This window comes from Streptomyces zinciresistens K42, from assembly GCF_000225525.1.
GTDB classification, from domain to species: Bacteria; Actinomycetota; Actinomycetes; order Streptomycetales; family Streptomycetaceae; genus Streptomyces; species Streptomyces zinciresistens.
The window spans coordinates 1-22,672 of sequence record NZ_AGBF01000059.1 but is presented as its reverse complement, the minus strand read 5'-3'; the positions used below and the strand labels follow the sequence as shown (position 1 = coordinate 22,672).

At 72.0% G+C, this 22,672-nt stretch carries 16 protein-coding genes; 8 read left to right on the top strand and 8 right to left on the bottom strand.

Annotated elements, in window-relative coordinates:
* Nucleotides 1–98: 98 nt before the first annotated feature.
* The gene (locus tag SZN_RS18190) at nt 99–635 is read right to left on the bottom strand and encodes a hypothetical protein (RefSeq protein WP_043731520.1); all 537 of its coding nucleotides are present in this window, start codon (nt 633–635) and stop codon (nt 99–101) included.
* 420 nt (nt 636–1,055) lie between these two features.
* Between SZN_RS18190 and SZN_RS18185 the strand changes: the two genes are divergently transcribed.
* Genes SZN_RS18185 through SZN_RS18165 form a run of 5 tightly spaced genes read left to right on the top strand, consistent with a single transcriptional unit; the run spans nt 1,056 to nt 8,993 of the window.
* A complete protein-coding gene (locus SZN_RS18185) occupies nt 1,056–3,887 on the top strand; it encodes a nitrate- and nitrite sensing domain-containing protein (protein ID WP_007497092.1) in 2,832 nt (943 codons plus the stop codon).
* Entirely contained in the window at nt 3,884–4,321 is a 438-nt protein-coding gene (locus SZN_RS18180; protein WP_007497089.1) for a roadblock/LC7 domain-containing protein, read from the top strand. The genes SZN_RS18185 and SZN_RS18180 overlap by 4 nt, the downstream gene beginning before the upstream one ends.
* A gap of 9 nt (nt 4,322–4,330) precedes the next feature.
* Nucleotides 4,331–4,726 carry a DUF742 domain-containing protein gene (locus tag SZN_RS18175; RefSeq protein WP_007497087.1) on the top strand — a complete coding sequence of 132 codons (396 nt, stop codon included), beginning with the start codon at nt 4,331–4,333 and terminating at the stop codon, nt 4,724–4,726.
* Between the two features lie 24 nt (nt 4,727–4,750).
* Nucleotides 4,751–8,407, top strand: coding sequence for a hydantoinase B/oxoprolinase family protein (locus SZN_RS18170; protein WP_007497085.1), 3,657 nt, complete (start codon nt 4,751–4,753; stop codon nt 8,405–8,407).
* Complete coding sequence (locus SZN_RS18165) at nt 8,388–8,993, top strand: GTP-binding protein (RefSeq protein ID WP_007497083.1); 606 nt, start codon at nt 8,388–8,390, stop codon at nt 8,991–8,993. Before SZN_RS18170 ends, SZN_RS18165 begins: the two co-directional genes overlap by 20 nt.
* A 132-nt stretch (nt 8,994–9,125) precedes the next feature.
* Here SZN_RS18165 and glpK read toward each other — a convergent pair whose 3' ends face one another.
* From glpK to SZN_RS18145, 4 genes are all read right to left on the bottom strand, one after another.
* Nucleotides 9,126–10,637: a glycerol kinase GlpK gene (gene glpK, locus SZN_RS18160; protein ID WP_007497081.1), complete on the bottom strand. Its 1,512-nt coding sequence runs from the start codon at nt 10,635–10,637 to the stop codon at nt 9,126–9,128.
* A 22-nt stretch (nt 10,638–10,659) separates the two neighbouring features.
* Nucleotides 10,660–11,385: an MIP/aquaporin family protein gene (locus tag SZN_RS18155; protein WP_007497079.1), complete on the bottom strand. Its 726-nt coding sequence runs from the start codon at nt 11,383–11,385 to the stop codon at nt 10,660–10,662.
* A gap of 718 nt (nt 11,386–12,103) precedes the next feature.
* Nucleotides 12,104–13,294, bottom strand: a complete 1,191-nt coding sequence (locus SZN_RS18150; protein WP_043731517.1) for a lipid-transfer protein — start codon at nt 13,292–13,294, stop codon at nt 12,104–12,106.
* Complete coding sequence (locus SZN_RS18145) at nt 13,291–13,716, bottom strand: Zn-ribbon domain-containing OB-fold protein (protein ID WP_007497076.1); 426 nt, start codon at nt 13,714–13,716, stop codon at nt 13,291–13,293. Before SZN_RS18145 ends, SZN_RS18150 begins: the two co-directional genes overlap by 4 nt.
* Before the next feature lie 191 nt (nt 13,717–13,907).
* On the opposite strand from SZN_RS18145, the gene SZN_RS18140 reads away from it, so the two are divergent.
* Nucleotides 13,908–14,444, top strand: coding sequence for an NUDIX domain-containing protein (locus tag SZN_RS18140; RefSeq protein ID WP_043731511.1), 537 nt, complete (start codon nt 13,908–13,910; stop codon nt 14,442–14,444).
* On the opposite strand, the gene SZN_RS18135 is transcribed toward SZN_RS18140, so the two are convergent.
* Nucleotides 14,435–16,813, bottom strand: coding sequence for a TIM-barrel domain-containing protein (locus tag SZN_RS18135; protein WP_043731507.1), 2,379 nt, complete (start codon nt 16,811–16,813; stop codon nt 14,435–14,437). The two genes, SZN_RS18140 and SZN_RS18135, sit on opposite strands and share 10 nt — an antisense overlap.
* A gap of 213 nt (nt 16,814–17,026) precedes the next feature.
* Between SZN_RS18135 and SZN_RS18130 the strand changes: the two genes are divergently transcribed.
* Both SZN_RS18130 and SZN_RS18125 read left to right on the top strand, forming a co-directional pair.
* Nucleotides 17,027–19,003 carry an acetoacetate--CoA ligase gene (locus SZN_RS18130; protein ID WP_007497071.1) on the top strand — a complete coding sequence of 659 codons (1,977 nt, stop codon included), beginning with the start codon at nt 17,027–17,029 and terminating at the stop codon, nt 19,001–19,003.
* Nucleotides 19,004–19,129: 126 nt separating this feature from the next.
* Nucleotides 19,130–20,032 carry a hypothetical protein gene (locus SZN_RS18125; protein ID WP_007497069.1) on the top strand — a complete coding sequence of 301 codons (903 nt, stop codon included), beginning with the start codon at nt 19,130–19,132 and terminating at the stop codon, nt 20,030–20,032.
* Between the two features lie 76 nt (nt 20,033–20,108).
* Here SZN_RS18125 and ptsP read toward each other — a convergent pair whose 3' ends face one another.
* Entirely contained in the window at nt 20,109–21,779 is a 1,671-nt protein-coding gene (gene ptsP / locus SZN_RS18120; RefSeq protein ID WP_043731504.1) for a phosphoenolpyruvate--protein phosphotransferase, read from the bottom strand.
* A gap of 85 nt (nt 21,780–21,864) precedes the next feature.
* Nucleotides 21,865–22,314, bottom strand: coding sequence for a PTS sugar transporter subunit IIA (locus SZN_RS18115; RefSeq protein ID WP_007497065.1), 450 nt, complete (start codon nt 22,312–22,314; stop codon nt 21,865–21,867).
* Nucleotides 22,315–22,672: the final 358 nt, after the last annotated feature.

Genomic DNA, 22,672 nt, shown 5'->3' with positions numbered 1-22,672 from the left:
GGAGGCCGGAAGGCCGGGGAGCGCCCGGGGGATGCCGCGAACGCGGCTCCCCGGGCCACTTCGGCCCCCACTGAGGCGTCCGTACGGCCCCCGGCCGGTCAGGAGTGCGACAGCTGACCCGCCCCGCCCCTGCGGCGTATACGCTCCTGCGTCCGCTCCGCGGCCCGCGCCTGTCGCCGTATCCTGCGCCGCTCGCGACGCAGCGACCTGGCGGTGCTGCTCGGGGCCGACACCACGCCGTTGCGCTGGTTCCACACCTGGCGCGTCACCCAGACGTCGAGCGCGGCCCAGGTCGCCACCACCGTGCTCACTATGCTGCTGATGACCATCGGGAACGCGAGCCAGGATTCCGCCATGGTGCACAGGAAGGCCACCATCGCCTGGATCAGCGTCACCGAGACGATCAGGACAGCCCGCACCGCGGCCGTGCGCACCGGGTCCGGCAGCCGACGCCGTGGCGTCGGCTCCTCGATCCACAACGGCCGGTAGCCAGGCGCTTCCTGCGCCGCGACCGTCTCCTCGGTTCTCTCCTCATGCGTCGGAATGTCGCGATCCGGAGCCCCGGGACCGCGCCGCGCTGCCTCTCGCGCCGCATCGCCGCCCACAGGCGCCACGCGCCGCTCCGCCGTGTCCATCACCCTGTCACTCCCCACCGTCCGCAGACTGCTCGCTGGCATCGGAAGTCTCAGCTCCCCAGCGGCTGCCCGTCTTGCGCCCCTTTACGCCGCCGGGAGACGGGATGCGGCTCCTGTTGCCCAATCCGCCCCGTTTCCCGTAGAGAAGGACGATCGGCACGCCTGGAAGATTCCCGAAGACAGAAAATTTTCGGCCAACTGGCCAGGGATACCGACCGGATCCGGCCGTCGGGGTGCTTCGGGTTTGCGGGAGGCAATCTCCCGCAATGCCCGGACAACTCGCCATGTCTCGCCACCAGTGCGGAAGTTCAGATTCCGGATGTCTCTTCGAGTTCCGTGTATGTCGGTAGTAGGCTCGCGCCCACTGTTGACGCACAGGTGTGCCCCCTGGTCCGTGGGGGGTTTGAGCTGGGGGAGGCCATGCACTTTCGCGGGAAGTCGATCCGCCGGAAGATGATGGCGCTGCTTCTCGTGCCGTTGGTGTCCCTGACCGCGATCTGGGGTTTCGCCACGGTACTCACGGGGCGCGCTGTGGCCCAGCTCTTCACGGTGTCCTCCCTCGTCGAGAAGATCGGCTACCCCACCGAGGACGCCATCCGCGTCCTCCAGCAGGAACGCCGCCAGGCGCTCGTCTATCTCGCCGACCGCCGGGCCTCGGACGCCCTGAGCGCGCTGCGCGCCACGCGCAGCGCCACCGACACCGCGATCGCCGAGATCCGCAGGAACGCGAAGGACGCCGACGTCCGCGACGGACTGGACCAACGCGCAGGCGAACGACTCACGGCCGTCCTGGACGCCTTCGCCGGCATCGGCCCCCTGCGCAGCAGCGTCGAGGACGGCACGATGACCCGGGCCGAGGCTCTCAAGCAGTACAACCTCCTCGTCGATCCCTCCTACTCCCTCCTCGGCGCCCTCGACGGCGTCGACAACGTGGCGATGCAGAAGCAGGCCCGCGCGCTGCTCAACGTCACCAGAGCCAGGGACCTCCTCTCCCGCGAGGACGCGCTGCTCGGCTCCGCGCTCGTGGTCGGCACGCTCACCCGCGACGAGATACGTGACGTCTCCGACCTCGTCGCCCAGCGCACCGTGATGTACGACGTCAGCCTCACGGACCTGCCCGCCGCCGACCGGGGCCGCTACGAACGCTTCTGGAAGGGTGCTTCCAGCGGCCCGCTCCGGGTAACCGAACAGGCCGTCATCTTCTCCCGGCCGGGGCAGCCCAGCACCGTCGACGCCGCCGACTGGGACAAGGCCGCGGGAGGGGTCCTCGACGAACTGCGCAAACTCGACGACGACGCGGGCACCCGCTACCAGGACCGGGCCAACCCCGTCGCGATGAGCGTCATCACGAAGGCCGTCGTCGCCGGCGTCCTCGGCCTGTTCGCCGTACTGCTCTCGCTCTTCCTGTCCGTGCGCATCGGCCGCGGCCTCATCCGCGACCTGCGGCAGCTGCGCCTGGAGGCCCACGAGGCGTCCGGGGTACGGCTGCCCAGCGTGATGCGCCGCCTCTCGGCCGGTGAACAGGTCGACGTGGAGACGGAGGTCCCGCGCCTGGAGTACGACAAGAACGAGATCGGCGAGGTCGGCCAGGCCCTCAACTCCCTCCAGCGCGCCGCCGTGGAGGCCGCCGTCAAACAGGCCGAACTGCGCGCCGGCGTCTCCGAGGTCTTCGTCAACCTCGCCCGCCGCAGCCAGGTCCTCCTGCACAAGCAGCTCACCCTCCTCGACACCATGGAACGCCGCACCGAGGACACCGAGGAACTCGCCGACCTGTTCCGCCTGGACCACCTGACGACCCGGATGCGCCGCCACGCCGAGGGCCTGGTGATCCTCTCCGGCGCCGCCCCGTCCCGCCAGTGGCGCAAGCCCGTCCAGCTCATGGACGTCGTGCGCGCGGCGGTCGCCGAGGTGGAGGACTACGAGCGCATCGAGGTACGCCGGCTGCCCCGTGTGGCGGTCACCGGACCCGCGGTCGCCGACATCACCCACCTGGTCGCCGAACTCCTGGAGAACGCCACGGTGTTCTCCCCACCGCACACCGCCGTCCAGGTCCTCGGCGAGCGGGTCGCCAACGGGTTCACCCTGGAGATCCACGACCGCGGCCTCGGGATGGCCGCCGACGTCCTGCTCGACGCCAACCTCAGGCTCGCCGAGACACCCGAGTTCGAACTGTCCGACACCGACCGGCTCGGCCTGTTCGTGGTCAGCCGGCTCGCCCAGCGGCAGAACGTCCGGGTCTCGCTCCAGCCGTCGCCCTACGGCGGGACCACCGCCGTCGTGTTCATCCCCGACGCGCTGCTCACCGACGACGTCCCGGACACCAACGGCATCGGCTTCCGTCTCGACCGCCCCACGCCCACCAAGGAGGCCGAGCTGGAGGAGTCCCGGCGCGCCGCGCTCTCCCAGGTGCCGGCGCGCCTTCCGGGACTGCCCGCCTCCCTCCTCGACGGACCGGTCGAGCTGGAGGCCCCCGTCGACCTCCACACCCTCGGCGACTTCCCGGACCCCCTCGACGACGACAGTGAGCACGGCGGGCTCTTCCGCGCCCGCCGCACCCGCTCCCCGGGCCAGGGCCAGACCCCCGGCCCGCTCGCCGAACCCTCCCCGCTCACCGGCATCCGTACCGGACACGACCGGGCCGGCGCGGACGACGACGTGAGCGCCCCGGTCCCGCTGCCCCGCCGCCGCACCCCGAAGCTGGTCAGCTCCCACGGCCGCCCGGTCGGCGAGCAGCGCCCGCGGCGGGACGACGAGGACGCCGAGCCCGCACCGGGTCCCGCCCGCCCCCAGCCCCCGCAGCCCGGCGTTCTGGCGCCGCTGCCGTCCCGACGGCGCGGCACCGGACCCCGCGGCGGGGCGACCGGTGCGGCGGAGCCGGCCGACGACCACGCCGATGCCCCGCGCCCGCCCGGACCCGACCGCGACGGCCTCCCGGAACCGCCCGCCCTGGCGAGGCGTGCCCGTCGTCCCGAGATCACGGCCGGCCCGGACACCGAGGCGCAGGACCCGGCCACCGACGCCGGTGCACTGCCCCGCCGGGTGCGCCAGGCCAGCCTGGCCCCGCAGCTCCGACAGAACTCCGCGCGCCGCGCGCCGGATCCGGCGCAGCCCGTCGAACGGGACGCTGAAGAGGTACGCAGCCGGATGGCCTCGCTCCAGCGGGGCTGGCAGCGCGGCCGCCAGGAGAACGCCGCCGACGACGACAGCGGCGGCACAGCACCACAACGAACGACTAAGGGGGACGGTCGATGACCGCACCGAAGGCGACCGGCCACAGCACGACCACCCAGTCCGGCGAACTCAACTGGCTCCTCGACGACCTGGTGGACCGCGTCGCCAGCATCCGCAAGGCCGTCGTCCTCTCCGGCGACGGCCTGCCCACGGGCGTGTCCAAGGACCTGACCCGCGAGGACAGCGAGCACCTGGCGGCCGTCGCGTCCGGATTCCACAGCCTCGCCAAGGGAGTGGGCCGGCACTTCGACGCGGGCAGCGTCCGCCAGACCGTCGTCGAGCTGGACGACGCCTTCCTGTTCGTGACGGCCGCCGGGGACGGCAGCTGCCTCGCGGTGCTCTCGGACGCCGACTCCGACGTCGGCCAGGTCGCCTACGAGATGACGCTCCTCGTCAAGCGGGTCGGCGTACATCTGGGGACCGCTCCGCGCACCGACCCGTCCCCGGGCGGGTAGTGGGATGACATGAGCGCTGACGGTCAGGGAAGAAGCCACTGGTTCGACGACGAGGCCGGTCCGGTCGTCCGTCCGTACGCCATGACACGCGGCCGCACCACCAGCGCGGCCCAGCACCGCCTCGACCTGATCGCGGTGGTCGTCACGGAGCCGCACGCGGACGACGCCGAGGCGGACTCCTCGCTGTCCCCGGAACACGTGGACATCGTCGGACTGTGCCGGGAGGCCCCGCAGTCCGTCGCCGAACTCTCCTCCGAGCTCAACCTGCCCATCGGCGTCGTGCGCGTCCTCGTCGGGGATCTCGTCGACGCGGAATTCGTCCATGTGAACCGGCCCGTACCGCCGGCCGAGCTGGTCGACGAGAGTATTCTGCGCGACGTGATCAACGGCCTGCGGGCGCTGTGAGCGGCGCGGAAGCGGGGTAGTGACGTGACAGGCTGGCAGTTCTGGGTCGACCGTGGCGGCACCTTCACGGACATCGTCGCGCGCCGCCCGGACGGCCGTCTGCTGACCCGCAAACTCCTCTCGGAGAACCCGGCGCGCTACCCGGACGCCGCCGTCGCCGGGGTCCGGGAGCTGATGGACGGCTCCGGACAGCCCATCGAGGCCGTCCGCATGGGGACCACCGTCGCCACCAACGCCCTCCTGGAACGCAAGGGCGAGCGGACCCTGCTGATCGTCACCCGCGGTTTCCGCGACGCGCTGCGCATCGCCTACCAGAACCGCCCCCGCATCTTCGCCCGCCGGATCGAGCTCCCCGCGCTCCTGTACGAACGGGTCGTCGAGGTCGACGAGCGCATCGCGGCCGACGGCACCGTCCTGCGCGCCCCCGACCTGGACTCCCTCGAAGGCCCCCTCCGGGAGGCGTACGACGACGGAATCCGCGCCGTCGCCGTGGTCTGCATGCACAGCCATCTGCACCCCGCCCACGAACAGGCCGTCGGCCGGCTCGCCGACCACGTCGGGTTCCCGCAGATCTCGCTGTCCAGCGAGGTCAGCCCCCTGATGAAACTCGTCCCGCGCGGAGACACCGCGGTGGTCGACGCCTACCTCTCGCCGGTGCTGCGCCGCTACGTCCAGCACGTCGCCGGGCAACTCCGAGACGTGCGGCTGATGTTCATGCAGTCCAACGGAGGTCTCGCCGAAGCCGGGCAGTTCCGCGGGAAGGACGCCATCCTCTCCGGCCCCGCCGGCGGCATCGTCGGCATGGCCCGGATGTCGCAGCTCGCCGGCTTCGACCGCGTCATCGGCTTCGACATGGGCGGAACCTCCACGGACGTCTCGCACTTCGCCGGCGGCTACGAACGCGTCTTCACGACGCAGATCTCCGGCGTCAGGCTGCGCGCCCCCATGCTCGACATCCACACCGTCGCCGCGGGCGGCGGCTCGGTCCTGCACTTCGACGGGTCCCGCTACCGCGTAGGGCCGGACTCGGCGGGCGCGGACCCGGGACCGGCCTGCTACCGAGGCGGCGGACCCCTCGCCGTCACCGACGCCAACGTCATGCTGGGCCGCATCCCCGCCGCCCACTTCCCCAGGGTGTTCGGCCCGGACGGCGACCAGCCGCTCGACGACGCCCTGGTCCGTGAGCGCTTCGCCGCCCTCGCGCGGGACATCCGGGAGCGGACCGGCGACGACCGCACGCCCGAGCAGGTCGCCGAGGGCTACCTCCGGATCGCCGTCGCCCACATCGCCAACGCCGTGAAGCGGATCTCCGTGCAGAAGGGCCACGACGTCACCCGCTACGCCCTGACGACCTTCGGCGGCGCGGGCGGCCAGCACGCGTGCATGGTCGCGGACTCCCTCGGTATCCGCACCGTCCTCGTCCCGCCCATGGCCGGCCTGCTCTCGGCGCTCGGCATCGGCCTCGCCGACACCACCGCCATGCGCGAACAGTCCGCAGAGGTCCCGCTCGACGCCGCCGCGATGCCCGGCGTCCGCGAGACGGCCGACGACCTCGAGGCGGCCGCCCGCGCCGAACTCCTCGACGAGGACGTCCCCGAGGACCGGATCGAGGTCACCCGCCGCGCCCAACTGCGCTACGACGGCACCGACACCACCCTCACCGTCGAACTGACCGAACCCGACACGATGCGCCGGGCCTTCGAGGAACGTCATCGCGCCACGTACTCCTTCACGCTCGACCGCCCGATCGTCGTCGAAGCCCTCTCCGTCGAAGCCACCGGCATCACCGAACCCCCCGATCTCTCCGCACTCGCCCCCTGCGAGGCCGCCCCGGAAGGCGGCTCGGCCCCGCGAACCGTCCGCCTCCACACCGGCGGCAGCTGGCACGACGCCCCCCTCCACCGCCGCGAGCACCTGCCTCCCGGCGACACCGTCACCGGCCCGGCGATCATCGCCGAGGCCGGCGCGACGACCGTCGTCGACGCGGGCTGGCAGGCCGCCGCGACCGACGCGGGGCATCTGGTCATGGAACGCGTGGCGGTCACGGAGAGTTCCGATCTCGGTACGGACGTCGATCCGGTGCTGCTGGAGGTCTTCAACAGCCTCTTCATGTCCATCGCCGAGCAGATGGGCGCCCGCCTCGAATCCACGGCCCAGTCCGTCAACATCAAGGAGCGCCTGGACTTCTCGTGCGCGCTCTTCGACCCGGACGGAAACCTGGTCGCCAACGCCCCCCACATCCCCGTCCACCTGGGATCGATGGGCACCAGCGTCAAGGAGGTCATCCGGCGCCGCGGCTCCCGGATGCGCCCCGGCGACACCTACGCCGTCAACGACCCGTACCACGGCGGCACCCACCTGCCCGACGTCACCGTGATCACCCCGGTCTTCGACACCACGGGCACGTCGGACCGGCCGGACACGGAGGGTGACCCCCGAATCCTCTTCCACGTCGCCTCCCGCGGCCACCACGCCGAGATCGGCGGCATCGCCCCCGGCTCCATGCCCGCCCACAGCCGCACCATCGAGGAGGAGGGAATCCTCTTCGACAACTGGCTCCTCGCCGAGGACGGCCGCTTCCTGGAGGAGGAGACCCTGCGGCTGCTCACCGGGGCACCCCACCCCTCCCGCAACCCGAGGACCAACCTGGCCGACCTGCGGGCCCAGATCGCCGCGAACCAGAAGGGCGTCGAGGAAGTGGCCCGCATGATCGGTGACTTCGGCCTCGACGTCGTCCAGGCGTACATGAAGCACGTCCAGGACAACGCCGAGGAGGCCGTCCGCCGGGTCATCGCCTCCCTGGACGACGGGGAGTACGCCTACGAGACCGACTCCGGTGCCGTCATCCGGGTACGCGTACGCGTGGACCGCGCCAGCCGCTCCGCGACCGTCGACTTCACCGGCACGTCACCGCAGCTGGCCACGAACTTCAACGCGCCCTTCTCGGTGGTCAACGCGGCCGTCCTGTACGTCTTCCGCACCCTGGTCGCCGACGACATCCCGCTCAACGACGGCTGCCTGCGCCCCCTCCACATCGTCGTACCGCCCGGCTGCCTCCTCGCGCCCGAACCGCCCGCCGCGGTCGTCGCGGGCAACGTGGAGACCTCTCAGGCCGTCACCGGCGCCCTCTACGCCGCGCTCGGCGTCCAGGCCGAGGGCTCCGGCACCATGAACAACGTCACCTTCGGCAACGAACGCCACCAGTACTACGAGACCGTGGCCTCCGGCTCGGGCGCGGGCGACGGGTTCCCCGGCGCTCCCGTCGTCCAGACCCACATGACCAACTCGCGCCTCACCGACCCCGAGGTGCTGGAATGGCGCCTGCCCGTGCGGCTCGACGCCTTCGCGGTGCGCGCCGGGAGCGGCGGCGCCGGCGCGTGGCGCGGCGGCGACGGCGCCGTACGCAGGATCCGGTTCCTGGAGCCGATGACCGTGTCGACCCTGTCCCAGCACCGCCGCGTGCCGCCGTACGGCATGGCGGGAGGCGAGCCCGGGGCACTGGGCGCCAACCGCGTGGAACACGCCGACGGAACCGTCACCGCACTGCGCGGCAGCGACTCGGCGGACGTCCGCCCCGGCGACGTACTCGTCGTCGAAACCCCCGGCGGCGGAGGCTACGGCCCACCGCCGCGCGACCCCCATCAAGCAGGAGAAGAGATCGATGATCTTCGGGCGTTCTGAGCGCGGCAAGCCTCCGGTCGAGCCCGTCACGCTCAAGATCCTCGTGGCCGGCGGCTTCGGCGTGGGCAAGACCACCCTGGTCGGCGCGGTCAGCGAGATCAGGCCGCTGCGCACCGAGGAACTGCTCACCGAGGCCGGCCGCCCCCTCGACGACACCACAGGCGTCGAGGGCAAGCGCACCACCACCGTTGCCATGGACTTCGGCCGCATCACGCTGCGCGAGGACCTGGTGCTGTACCTGTTCGGCACGCCCGGACAGGAGCGGTTCTGGTTCATGTGGGACGAGCTCTCCGAGGGCGCGCTCGGGGCGGTCGTCCTGGCCGACACCCGGCGCCTGGAGGACTGCTTCGCCGCCGTCGACTACTTCGAGCGCCGCTCCATCCCGTTCGTCGTCGGCGTCAACTGCTTCGAGGGGGCCGCCCGCTACCCCGTGCGGGACGTCCGCCAGGCCCTCGACCTCGACGAGGGCGTGCCGCTGCTGCTCTGTGACGCCCGCGACCGCGAGTCGGTCAAGGAGATCCTGATCGGCGTCGTCCAGCACGCGATGTCCTTCAAGGCGGACCACCGCGAGCCCGTCACCACCTGACACCGCGGTCCGCGCACGGAAACGGCCCGTACCCTCGCCGACCGGGGTACGGGCCGCCCTTGACGGGCACGCGCGCGTGGCTCACACGGTCCTCACGCGCGCGTGCACCCGGCCTGGGGGCGGGACGTCCCCTCAGCCGTCGCCGTCCTCCTCCCAGCCGAAGCTCTTCTCGACCGCCTTGCGCCAGTTGTGGTATTCGCGGTCGCGCTCCTCGGACGACATCGAGGGCGTCCACTCGGCGTCCTTCGCCCAGTGCGACTTGAGCTCGTCCAGGTCGTTCCACACGCCCGTGGCGAGCCCCGCCGCGTACGCGGCGCCCAGGCAGGTCGTCTCGGAGATCTTCGGCCGGATCACCGGTACGTCCAGCACGTCGGCCTGGTGCTGCATGAGGAGGTTGTTCTTCGTCATGCCGCCGTCGACCTTGAGGCTGGTGATGTGGACGCCGGAGTCCTGGAGCATGGCGTCCACGACCTCACGCGTCTGCCAGCTCGTCGCCTCCAGCACGGCACGGGCCAGGTGCGCCTTCGTGACGTACCGCGTGAGACCGGTGACGACACCGCGCGCGTCCGAGCGCCAGTACGGCGCGAACAGACCGGAGAACGCGGGCACGATGTACGCGCCGCCGTTGTCCTCCACACTCGCCGCGAGGGGCTCGATGTCGTCGGCGGTGGCGATGATGCCGAGCTGGTCGCGGAACCACTGCACCAGGGCGCCGGTGATGGCGATGGCGCCCTCCAGGCAGTACACCGGCGCCTCGCTGCCGATCTTGTAGCCCATCGTCGTCAGCAGGCCGTTCTTCGACGGCACCGGCCTGTTGCCCGTGTTGAGCAGCAGGAAGCTGCCCGTGCCGTAGGTGTTCTTGGCCGTGCCCACGTCGTAGCAGGCCTGCCCGAACACCGCGGCCTGCTGGTCGCCGAGCGCCGAGGCGACCGGGACCCCGGCCAGTTGCCCGACAGCTGTTCCGTACACCTCGGCGGACGACCGGATCTCCGGCAGGATCGCCTCGGGCACGTTCATGGCGGACAGGATCGAGGGGTCCCACTGGAGGGTCTCCAGGTTCATCAGCATGGTGCGTCCGGCGTTCGTCACGTCGGTGACGTGCCGGCCGCCGTCCGTGCCGCCGGTGAGGTTGTAGATCAGCCAGGAGTCGATCGTGCCGAAGGCTATCTCGCCGCGCTCCGCGCGCTCCCGCAGACCGGGCACGTTGTCCAGCAGCCAGGCCGCCTTGGGGCCGGAGAAGTAGCTGGCCAGCGGCAGACCCGTCTGTTCACGGAAACGGTCCTGCCCGTCCGCGCCGCCCAGCTCCCTGCACAGCGCGGCCGTGCGCGTGTCCTGCCACACGATGGCGTTGTGCACCGGTTTGCCGGTGGCGCGGTCCCACAGCACCGTCGTCTCGCGCTGGTTGGTGATGCCGAGCGCGCTGAGCTGGTCGGCCCTGAGGCCCGCCTTGGCGATCGCGCCCGCGACCACCGCCTGCACCTTGGACCAGATCTCGGTCGCGTCGTGCTCCACCCACCCGGGCTTGGGGAAGATCTGGCGGTGCTCGCGCTGGTCCACGGCGACGATGGCGCCGGACTGGTCGAACACGATGCAGCGGCTGGACGTGGTGCCCTGATCGATAGCGGCGACGAACTTGTCCGTCATGACGTCCCCTTCGTCGGTTCCTTCAGAAGGCTGCGTTGAAGATGAGCCCGGACAGCGCGGCGCCGATGAGCGGTCCCACCACCGGGATCCACGCGTAGCCCCAGTCCGAGGTGCCCTTGTTGGGGATCGGGAGCAAGGCGTGGACGATGCGCGGGCCCAGGTCGCGGGCCGGGTTGATCGCGTACCCGGTGGGGCCGCCGAGCGACAGCCCGATGCCCACCACCAGGAACGAGACGATCAGGATCGCGGTGCCGGACACGCCGAGCCCCTTGGTCAGGCCGAACGCGAGGATCGGAAGCACCAGCGCCATGGTCGCGATGATCTCGGTGATGAGGTTCGCGACGGGATTGCGGATCGCGGGCGAGGTGGAGAAGACCCCCAGCGTCGGCTGGGCGATGTCCTCGTCGGCATTGGCCCGGAACTGCGCGTAGTAGACCAGCCAGCACAGCACCGCGCCCAGGATCGCGCCGACCATCTGGCCGGCGATGTAGACGGGGACCTTGTCCCACACCCCGGTGTCGATGGCGATGCCGAGCGTCACCGCCGGGTTGAGCTGCCCGCCCGACAGCGGTGCGGCCGTGTACGCGCCCGCCATCACGCCGAAGCCCCAGCCGAACGCGATGACGATCCAGCCCGCGTCCTTGGCCTTGGAGTAGTTCAGAACGACCGCCGCGACCACCCCTGCTCCGAAGAGGATCAGGATCGCGGTACCGATGATCTCACCGAGGAATATGTCTCCGTTGCTCATGTCGGCTCCTAGGCCCTGACCGGGACGAGCGGCCCCGGTGCTTCCGTGCGAGGTGCGGTTTCCCTTGGCGACTCCGGTCGGAGACAGGGCTGACCCGCGCCCCGCCCGGCGTCCCTGACGAGCGTGCCGTCCGAGCCGACTCGCCTGAGGGGAAAGGGCCTTGGTGCAGGCGGAATCCGCGACGCAGTGCGTGGAAACGCCGAAATGTACGGCGATGTCGACCGACACCGGGAAGTGTTCACCGACGTTCCGGGACCGTCAAGGTCGCGGACGCCGACGGTTGGCGGGTGGGCTGACGGGTCACGAACCGCCACCGACCGGGCTCACGGCACACCCGCCCGGCGGCGGGACGGACGACTCGGCCCCATCGGGCGGGCGGGGGAAGCCAGTTCCCGCCGGACCCGGCAGGGGCCGGAGACCAGTACGCACAGATGCGGAACGGCGGTCGCTCGGTCTCCGCCGACCATGTAGCTGAAGCGTCTCACCCTCCGCCGGGCTCCGCCACCGCCCGCCCCGCGCGGGCGCCTGCCGCCCCGATCCGGCGCCCGTCCAGCCCGGCACGCACACGGCTGCGGCCAGGGACGACGTGACCCGCAGTGCACCGACGAGGGCCCGCCCGCCCCGAGGTGCCGCCCCACCGGCCCGATCCCCGTCCGCAGGACGCGCACGCTCCTGCGCCGCTCCACGAGCGCACGCCCCCGCCCGCTCGCGGCCCGGCTCAGCGCAAGGCGACCACCGCCGACCCGTGTCCGAACAGCCCCTGGTTCGCGGCGATGCCCACGCGCGCCCCGGCGACCTGCCGATCACCCGCGTCGCCCCGCAACTGCCAGGTCAGTTCGCAGACTTGGGCGAGCGCCTGGGCCGGAACCGCTTCACCGAAGGAGGCCAGGCCCCCGCTGGTGTTCACGGGTATGCGCCCGCCGAGAGACGTCGAGCCCTCCCTCAGCAGCTTCGCCGCCTCTCCTTCGGCGCACAGCCCGAGGTCCTCGTACCACTGCAACTCCAGTGCGGTCGACAGGTCGTAGACCTCCGCGAGCGAGAGGTCCCCGGGGCCGACGCCCGCCTCCTCGTAGGCGGCCCGCGCGATCGACTCCCGGAACGGTACGGCCGGCGCCGGCCCCGCGGCCGTGGAGTCCGTCGCGATGTCGGGCAGATCCAGCACGGTGCTCGGGTAGCGCGGGCTCACCGTCGACACGGCCCGGATCCGCACCGGGTCGGCCGCACCGTGCCGGCGCGCGAACTCCATGCCCGCCAGCACCAGGGCGGCGCCGCCGTCCGACGTGGCGCAGATGTCGAGCAGCCGCAGCGGATCGGCGACCACCGCCGACGCGGCCACCTCCTCGGCGGTGACCGCCTTGCGGTAGCGCGCTCGCGGATTGAGCGCCCCCAGGGCGGCGTTCTTCACCTTGACGTGCGCGAAGTCGTCGAGCGTGTCCCCGTGGACGGCCATCCGCCGGCGCGCGTACAGCCCGAAGTAGGCCGGGTTGGTCGCGCCGAGCACCCGGAAGCGCAGCCAGTCCGGGTCGTCCGGCCGATCGCCGCCTGCGGGCCTGAAGAAGCCCTTGGGCGCCGCGTCGGCGCCCACCACCAGGACGACGTCGGCCAGACCCGAAAGGATCTGCGCCCGCGCGGTGTCGACGGCCTGGGCCCCCGAGGCGCACGCCGCGTACACGCTGGTGACCCGCGCGCCCTGCCAGCCGAGCGCCCTGGCGAACGTCGCCCCGGCCACATACCCGGGGTAGCCGCCCCGCACGGTGTCCGCGCCGACGATCGAGCCGACGTCGCGCCACCCCAGTCCCGCGTCGGCGAGTGCGGCACGGGCCGCCGCCACCCCGTACGTGACGAAACCGCGCCCCCACTTGCCCCACGGGTGCATGCCCACACCGAGCACAGCCACATCCCGCGTCATGCCTTCACCCCCGTCGGCCGCCACTGCCAGGTCGTCCAGGTCGTCTCCGCGTCCTCGTGAAGCACGCCCGGGACGACCTCCACCTCCATCCCCACCGCCAGATCGGCGACGGTCACACCGGGAACCGCCTGCCCCAGCACCACCAGTCCCTCCGCCTCCAGTTCCACAGCGATCAACGCGTACGGCCGCCACGGAAGTTCCGGGTTGGTCACATAGGGTGACGGAGGCCGATAGCGGCTGTCCGTGTACGACCAGACGCGACCGCGCCGCGACAGCGCCACCTCCGCCAGCTCACCACCGGGGCACCGCGGATTGCGGCAATGCCCGTCCTCCCGCGGGAAGAAGACCGCCGTACAGGCCGAACAGCGCGTCCCCAGCAGGCGGAAGCCGTTCCCGTCGCCGCTGAACCACCCGGCGACCACCGGCGTGCGTGCACGTGGCATGGTCCCTCCCCGCAGAGATCTGACGGAACGTCAGAAGTCTGCCACGCGCGCGCGGGGAGCGGCAGGGCACGGAGGACCGGACCCCGTCCGAACCGGCCGCGCGTCCCGGCAGCGCGCCGGACGGCAGCCCCCGGACTACGCCCCTGAGCTGATCGGATACAGTCCGCGGCGTGTCCGAAACTCAAGTCTCCGTCCCCAACTCCGCAGCGAACAGCCATTGTTCGAGCTGCGGCGCGCCCTTCGGAGAGGGCGTCTCCGGCTGGCCGCGCACCTGCCCCGCGTGCGGCGCCGTCGCCTACCGCAACCCCACGCCGGTGGCCGTAGCGCTCCAGCCCGTGTACGACGGGAAAGGCACCGCCCTCGTCGTCATCACCCGCACCAACGCCCCCGCGCGCGGAGGCGTCGCCCTGCCCGGCGGCTTCATCGACGACCGGGAGGACTGGCGGCAGGCCGTGGTCCGCGAACTCCGGGAGGAGACCGGCATCGAAGCGGCCGCCCGCGACGTCCGCCTCGCCGACGCCATGAGCTCGGCCGACGGCCATCTGCTGCTGTTCGGCCTCCTCCCGGAACGGCCCGCCGACCGCCTGCCGGCCTCCGCCGCCACCGAGGAGACCGACGGCTGGCACCTTCTGCACAGGCCCGAGGAGCTGGCCTTCCCGCTGCACACGCTGGCGGTGGCCGCCTTCTTCGAGGGCCGCTACATCTGAGCCGAGCGCCCCCCGAGCCCCCGGACGCGCACGGGGCGGGCCGCCGCCACCGTGCCGTCCTCGTGCTCCCGCTCGACGATCACCTTCCCGTCCTCCCAGCGCGTGACGTAACGCTCGATCTCCGGCTCGTCCCAGCCGTCCCCCGCGTCCGCCACCACCAGCCCGCCCCCGGTACGCCCTGGGGCGGGCGCCCACACCTCCAGCTCCAGCCCTCCGTCGTCACCGCGTACCGGGACGACGCCACCCGCGCGCGCCAGCACCGGAATCCGCGCCGGCGGAGCGTCCACGAACACCTGCGCCGCCCCTTCGTGAACCCGCTCCGTCACCGTGTCGTACCAGCGCCCGCGCGGCAGCTGCACCGCCCGCCTGCCGGTGCCCGGCGTCAGCACCGGCGCGACCAGCAGGGCGTCGCCCAGCAGGAACGCGTCCTCGCAGTCGCGCAAGGCCCGGTCCTCGGGAGCCGACCACCACAGCGGACGCACGTAAGGCGCTCCGGTACGGCGCGCGAGGTGCGCCAGCGTCATGAAGTACGGCAGCAGCCTGCGTCGTTCGACCAGCGCCACGCGCGCGTGCTCCAGCACCTCGGGACCGAACTCCCAGGGCTCCCTGCGCCCCGCCCGCGGGCTCGTGTGCGTACGGAACAGCGGCAGATACGCCGCCATCTGGAACCACCGCAGGTACAGCTCCGGTGACGGAGTCCCCTCGGACCCGCCGACGTCGGGGCCCGAGTGGGGCACGCCGCACAGGCCGAGCCCCATGACCAGGGACAGGGACGCCCGCAGTCCCGGCCAGCCCGTGGCGATGTCGCCGGACCAGGTCCCCCCGTAGCGCTGCATCCCCGCCCACCCCGAGCGGGAGAGCAGGAAGGGCCGCTCCTCGGGAGCCCGCGCGAGCGCCGCTTCGTAGCCCGCTCTCGCCATGCACAGCGCGTAGACGTTGTGCGCCTCCCGGTGGTCGCCGCCCCGCCCCTCCAGGGCGTGCCGGGCCGAGCGCGGCAAGGTCGACTCCCCGAACGCCGCGAACGAGGTCGGTTCGTTCATGTCGTGCCAGAAACCCGCGAAGCCCTGCGCCGCCCCCTCCTCGTACAGACCGCCCCACCACTCGCGCACACGCGCGTGCGTGAAGTCGGGGAAGACCGCCTCCCCAGGACGAGCCACCCCCCGCACGAGCCGCCCCGAGGCATCCCGTACGAACGCCTCCACCGCCGTGCCGCCGTCGTAGACCGCGCCGCCCGGAGCGGCCCCGACCGCCGGTTCGACGACCGACACCAGACGGACACCGTCCCGCCGCAGGTCCTCGGCGAGCTGCGGCAGCCTGGGAAAAGCCTCCTGGTCCACGGTGAACACCCGGTGCCCGTCGTAGTGGTCGGACCCCAGGTGGACGGCGTCCAGCGGCAGATGCCTGTGCCCATGGCCCGAGACGACGTGCCGCACCTCCTGCTCCCCGCCGAAGCCCCGCACCGCGTGATGGTGACCCAGCGCCCACGACGGCGGCAGCGCGGCCGCACCGGTGAGGGACGCCCAGACGAGCAGCACGCGCGCGGGGGTGCCCGTCATCACCCAGCAGCGCAGCGGACCCCCCTCCATCCGCAGATCGCTCGTCCCGGCCCGGTCGTGCCCGGACCCCGCCCCCTCCCGGCCTTCTCGCAGCGTCACCGTGCCGTCCCACGGGGAGTCGTGGAACACCAGATGCGTGGCCGCGTCCGACACCACCAACTGCACCGGCATGGTGATGTACAGCGGATCCTCGCCCGGACCGAACGCACGGCCGGGGTCGGTGTTCCACAGCCGGTACGTGCCGTCCCGCAGCCGAGGCCCCGACGCCCGGCCCCCCAGACCGAAGAACCGCGCGTCCGCCGCCACCTCCGAGCGCTGCATCCACCGTGCCGCGCCCCCGCCCACCGGCTCCCACCAGCGCGGCGGCAGATCCCGGCGCAGCGTCACCCCTCCGGGCGTCCGCACCTCCACGGCCCCGTGCCGTGAGACGACCACCGTCACCCGCTCGGCCACCACCCGCCAGCCGCCGTCCTTGTCCGGCTCCAGCACGGCCCGGGGATCGGGCTCCGGGCACCGGCCGACAAGCGCGTACGACGGCTCGGCGGAGGCCCCGTCCCAGCCCCAGAAGACGGCGCCGTGCACGGTGACGGTGACCCGCAGTTCGGAACGGCTGAACCGGAGCACCCCGCCACCCGGACCGGGCCGCACCTCCTGCAGCACTCCGGGCACCCGGGCCCGCTCGGCACCACGCGGCGGCAGCCCCAGCGCGTCGACACGGCGCCTGCGCCACGCCGCCCTCACGGTACGCAACCCCTGAGCCGTCCCCACCGAACCGACCGCCTTTATCGAACGCACCAGGTCACGACCGTCCATGCTGCTCAGCCTGCCATTGGGCGCCCCACGCGCGTGCGTCGTTCAACTGCCGTTCACCCGTGCCGAGACCACATCTTCACGACGGGGACTATGTGCGGCGCACCCTGGTGCAGAAGTCGATCACATGGCATCGTCCGTGTCATCCGCGTCACGCGCACACCCCGCCCGTGCGCGGACCGACGCACACGACGCGCAGAGTCCGGGAGCCGCCCCATGACGACCGAGAACCCCCAGCCGCTCTGGCAGCCGGATCCGGAACGCATCGCCCGGTCCCAGATCACCAGGTTCCAGTCCTGGGCCGCGGAGCACCACGGTGCCCCCTCCGAAGGCGGCTACCCCGCCCTGCACCGCTGGTCGGTCGACGAACTGGACACCTTCTGGAAAGCCGTCGCCGAATGGTTCGACGTCCGGTTCTCCACGCCCTACGCGCGCGTGCTGGGCACCCGCTCGATGCCCGGAGCCCAGTGGTTCCCCGGAGCGACCCTCAACTACGCCGAACACGCGCTGCGCGCCGCCGGGACCCGCTCCGACGAACCCGCCCTCCTGTACGTCGACGAGCGCCACGACCCCCGCCCCGTCACCTGGTCGGAGCTGCGCCGCCAGGTCGGCTCCCTCGCCGCCGAACTGCGTGCCCTCGGCGTACGCCCCGGCGACCGCGTCAGCGGATACCTCCCGAACATCCCGCAGGCCGTCGTCGCCCTCCTCGCCACCGCCGCCGTCGGCGGGGTCTGGACCTCCTGCGCCCCCGACTTCGGCGCCCGCAGCGTCCTCGACCGCTTCCAGCAGATCGAACCGGTCGTCCTGTTCACGGTCGACGGCTACCGCTACGGCGGCAAGGAGCACGACCGCCGCGACACCGTCGCCGAACTGCGCCGCGAACTGCCCACCCTGCGCGCCGTCGTCCACATCCCCCTCCTCGGCACGCCCGCCCCCGACGGCGCCCTCGACTGGTCGGCCCTCACCGCCTCGGACCAGGAACCCGTCTTCGAGCAGGTGCCCTTCGACCACCCCCTCTGGGTGCTCTACTCCTCCGGCACCACCGGCCTGCCCAAGGCCATCGTCCAGTCCCAGGGCGGCATCCTCGTCGAGCACCTCAAGCAACTCGGCCTGCACTGCGACCTCGGCCCCGGGGACCGGTTCTTCTGGTACACCTCGACCGGCTGGATGATGTGGAACTTCCTCGTCTCCGGCCTGCTCACCGGCACCACGATCGTCCTGTACGACGGCAGCCCCGGCCACCCCGACACCGGCGCCCAGTGGCGGATCGCCGAACGCACCGCCGCCACCCTCTACGGCACCTCCGCCGCCTACGTGATGGCCTGCCGCAAAGCCGAGCTGCACCCGGCACGCGACTTCGACCTCTCCACGGTGCGGTGCGTGGCCACCACCGGGTCACCGCTGCCGCCCGACGGTTTCCGCTGGCTGCACGACGAGTTCGCCGAAGCCGGGGCCGACCTGTGGATCGCCTCCGTAAGCGGCGGCACGGACGTGTGCTCCTGCTTCGCCGGCGCCGTACCCACCCTGCCCGTCCACACCGGCGAGCTCCAGGCCCCCGGCCTCGGCACCGACCTCCAGTCGTGGGACCCCGGCGGCAGGCCCCTGACCGACGAGGTCGGCGAACTCGTGGTCCGCAACCCCATGCCGTCCATGCCCGTCCGCTTCTGGAACGACCCCGACGGCAGCCGCTACCACGACAGCTACTTCGACACCTATCCCGGCGTGTGGCGCCACGGTGACTGGATCACCGTCACCTCCCGCGGCTCCGTCGTCATCCACGGCCGCTCCGACTCCACACTGAACCGCCAGGGCGTCCGCATGGGGTCGGCGGACATCTACGAAGCGGTCGAGCGCCTGCCCGAGATCAAGGAATCCCTCGTCATCGGCGTCGAACAACCCGACGGCGGCTACTGGATGCCCCTCTTCGTCCACCTCAGCCCGGGAGCGCGACTCGACGAGGCCCTGCTGAGCCGCATCAAACAGACCATCCGCGAACAGCTCTCACCCCGGCACGTCCCCGACGAGGTGATCGAGGTCCCGGGCATCCCCCACACCCTCACCGGCAAGCGGATCGAGGTCCCCGTCAAACGCCTCCTCCAGGGCACCCCCCTGGGCAAGGCCGTCAACCCCGGCTCGGTCGACAACCTCGACCTCCTCCACTTCTACGAGGAGCTCGGCCGCAAACGCGCCTGACCCCGCACCGGCCCCGGACCCCGTGCACCACGCCGGCCTCCGGGGACCGGCGCCCTTCCCCGAAGCCGTTGTCAGTGCCGAAGGTTACTGTGAGTGAGCATTGATCGACCGCACACAGGGGGACCCATGGCGCACACCGACCACCACACCATGCGACGCGTCCTGCGCCGCGAGATCGCCGGCACCATCGGACTGCTCACCGACGATCACGACTTCCGGGCCATGCGCCGCTACCGCAGCTTCACCTTCGACGACCACACGTCCTATCTCCGCGAGGTCGAGGCACTGCTCAGGACACGGGCGTCCGAAGGCACCCACACGACCGTCGCCCTCTTCGACCCGCAGGAGTACGCCGAGTTCTGCACCGAGGCGGACCTGGACCCCGACTCCGCGTCGAGCCGCTCCCGCTTCACCGCGGAACTCGCCGCCACCGGACCGGCCGTCCCCTACGACGGCCGGCCCCTCGCGGACCTCGTCCCCGCCCTCGTCGACGAAGCCGTCCGAAAAGCCACCTGGGAGTACGCCTCCACCCTTCTGGCCCGGCTCGGCGGCTGCGCCGTCTGCGGTGAGGACATCGGCCGCGCCGCCTTCGCCCGCGCCTCACGGCTCGTCGTCCGCGTCCTCGACACCGCCCAGCCAGGCAGCCACCACCTGGTGTGCAGCGTGACGGGAACACCGGAAGCCGTCGTCGCCGTCCTGCACGCGGACCAGGACGACGAGGGCGCCACCCACCTCGACGAGGCGGAACTGCTGGAATTCACCACGGTCCTCGCCCTCGGCCTCGCCACCCGCAGCCCCGGCGGACTCGTCATGCGCACCAGCGTCACCGGCAGTACCGACCGCGTCTGCGGATGGCGCCTGCGGGGCGTGGGAGCGGGCCTGGAACCGCTCACCGCGGGCGAGGTCTTCGACGCCTACTGCACCGACAGCGAGTCCGGCGACCTGATCGCCCCTGAATCCGGCGTCGACTACTGCGTACCCCCCGACCTCGGAGGCGACGAGGCACCGCCACCGGCACACCGGCACTGAACACCGGGAGGGGCGCCCCACCCGAAGGTGAAGCGCCCCTCCCGACAACCGGTGACCGGCGTCCGCACCGTCGCGACTACTCGCCGGACAGCACCGCCTGGGCCGCGCTGCGCGCCTCGTCGGCACCGTCCGCAGCACGCGCCGCAGCCGCCGCGCGCTCGCACTGAGCCAGCGTGTACTTCGCGAGGGTCGCCCGCACATACGGGATCGAAGCCGACCCCATGGACAGGGAGGTCACACCCAGACCGGTCAGCACACACGCCAGCAGCGGGTCGGACGCCGCCTCGCCGCAGACACCACAGCTCTTCCCCTCGGCCTTGGCCGCCTCCGCGGAGAGCGCGACCAGATCGAGCAGCGCCGGCTGCCAAGGGTCCTGAAGCCGGGACACGGCACCCACCTGCCGGTCGGCGGCGAAGGTGTACTGCGCGAGATCGTTCGTCCCCAACGACAGGAACTCGACCTCCTGGAGGATCGACCGCGCCCGCAGCGCCGCCGACGGAATCTCCACCATCGCGCCGAACTTCGCCCGCAGCCCCGCTTCACGGCACGCGTCCGCGAACGCCCTGGCGTCCGCACGGTCCGCCACCATCGGGGCCATGACCTCAAGGTAGACGGGAAGCCCCTCCGACGCCTTCGCCAGCGCCGTCAGCTGGGTGCGCAGTACGTCGGGGTGGTCGAGCAGTGTCCGCAGGCCCCGCACACCCAGCGCGGGGTTGGGCTCGTCGGCGGGGGTCAGGAAGTCCAGCGGCTTGTCCGCGCCCGCGTCCAGTACCCGCACGACCACGCGGCCCTCGGGAAAGGCTTCCAGCACCTGCCGATATGCCTCGACCTGCTTCTCCTCCGACGGCGCGTTCTTGCTGTCGTCGAGGAAGAGGAACTCGGTACGGAAGAGACCGACTCCCTCGGCACCGGCCTCCAGAGCGGCCGGTACGTCGGACGGGCCGCCGACATTGGCGAGCAGCGGCACCTTGTGGCCGTCGGCGGTCGCGCCCGGCCCCGTCGACGCCGCCAGGGCGGCCTTGCGCGCGGCGGCTGCGGCCTCCAGTTCCGCCTTCTTCTCGTCGCTCGGCTGCACGAACACGTCTCCGGTGCTGCCGTCGACGGCGACGACCGTGCCCTCCGCCAGCTCACCGGCGCCCGGCAGCGCGACCACGGCCGGGACACCGAGCGCCCGCGCCAGAATCGCGCTGTGACTCGTCGGCCCGCCCTCCTCGGTGACGAACCCGAGCACCAGAGCGGGGTCGAGCAGCGCCGTGTCCGCCGGAGCGAGGTCCCGGGCCACGAGCACATAGGGCTCGTCACTGTCCGGGACACCCGGCATCGGCACACCGAGCAGCCGGGCGACGATGCGGTTGCGCACGTCGTCCAGGTCGGCCACGCGGCCGGCGAGGTACTCCCCGGCACCGGCCAGCAGCTCGCGATAGGAGGCGAAGGCGTCGTAGACGGCCCGCTCGGCCGTGCTGCCGACGGCGATCCGGCGGTCCACGTCCGCCATCAGCTCGGGGTCCTGGGCCATCATGGCCTGTGCCTCAAGCACCGCCTGGGCCTCGCCGCCCGCCAGGTTGCCGCGCGCCGTAAGGTCGGCCGCGACGGCGTCCACCGCTTTGCGGGCACGCCCCTGTTCGCGCTCCGCGTCCTCGGCCGGAATCTGCTTGGCGGGCGGTTCCAGGACCGCCGTTCCCATGTGCCGCACCTCGCCGATCGCCACACCGTGGCTCACACCGACGCCTCGAAGCGTTGTCTCCATCTCACCCGTCTCCGGTAGTGCGGCGAGACCGCCGCCGCGGTGGTTGTCGTCCCTGCCTACGTGCCGTCGTCACGACGGCGCCGAGTCACTTCCAGACGAAGAGACCGTCGCCGGCCTTCACGTCACCGGTCTCACGCAGCTCGGAGAGAGATTCGGCGGTGGCCTCCAGCGCCACCACCGGGCAGACGGGGGACTTGCCGGCGGCCTCGACCGCCGCGGGGTTCCACCGCACGACGGCCTGGCCCCGCGTGACGGTGTCGCCCTTGTTGACCAGCAATTCGAAGCCTTCACCGTTCAGCTGCACGGTGTCGATGCCGAGGTGCGTGAGAACGCCGTGGCCCTGCCGGTCGACGACGACGAAGGCGTGCGGATGCAGGGAGACGATGACTCCGTCCACGGGTGAGACCGCCTCGGACGGTTCACGGACGGGGTCGACCGCGGTGCCCGGTCCCACCATGGCCCCGGAGAAGACGGGATCCGGTACGGAAGCGAGGCCGACGGCGCGTCCGGCAAGGGGGGACGTCACGGTGGTCATGGGAAACCTCCCAGGGGTGGAGAACGGCAAGGGCCGTCGCCACCGGTGCGGGACGGCACGCTGTTCAGCAGGGTATGTCACATGAAGTACCGGTTCCGCGCCGGCACCCCAGAGTGGTCTAGACCATACCGCAAAGGGATTTGCGTCCACTCCCCGGCCGCATGTACAGTCGTAGACCTGCTTGGGGCGGAGCGACGCCATAACGCGTTCTCGCCGGGCAGCACCAAACTGGTCAGATCCTTTCGCGGGTCACTTTTTGCATGCCTGCAGAACAGTGGTCAGAGCGGCGGAAAAACACTGATAGAGTTTGGAACACCGAAGGGAAGCCCAGAGGAAAGCCCGAGAGGGTGAGTACGAA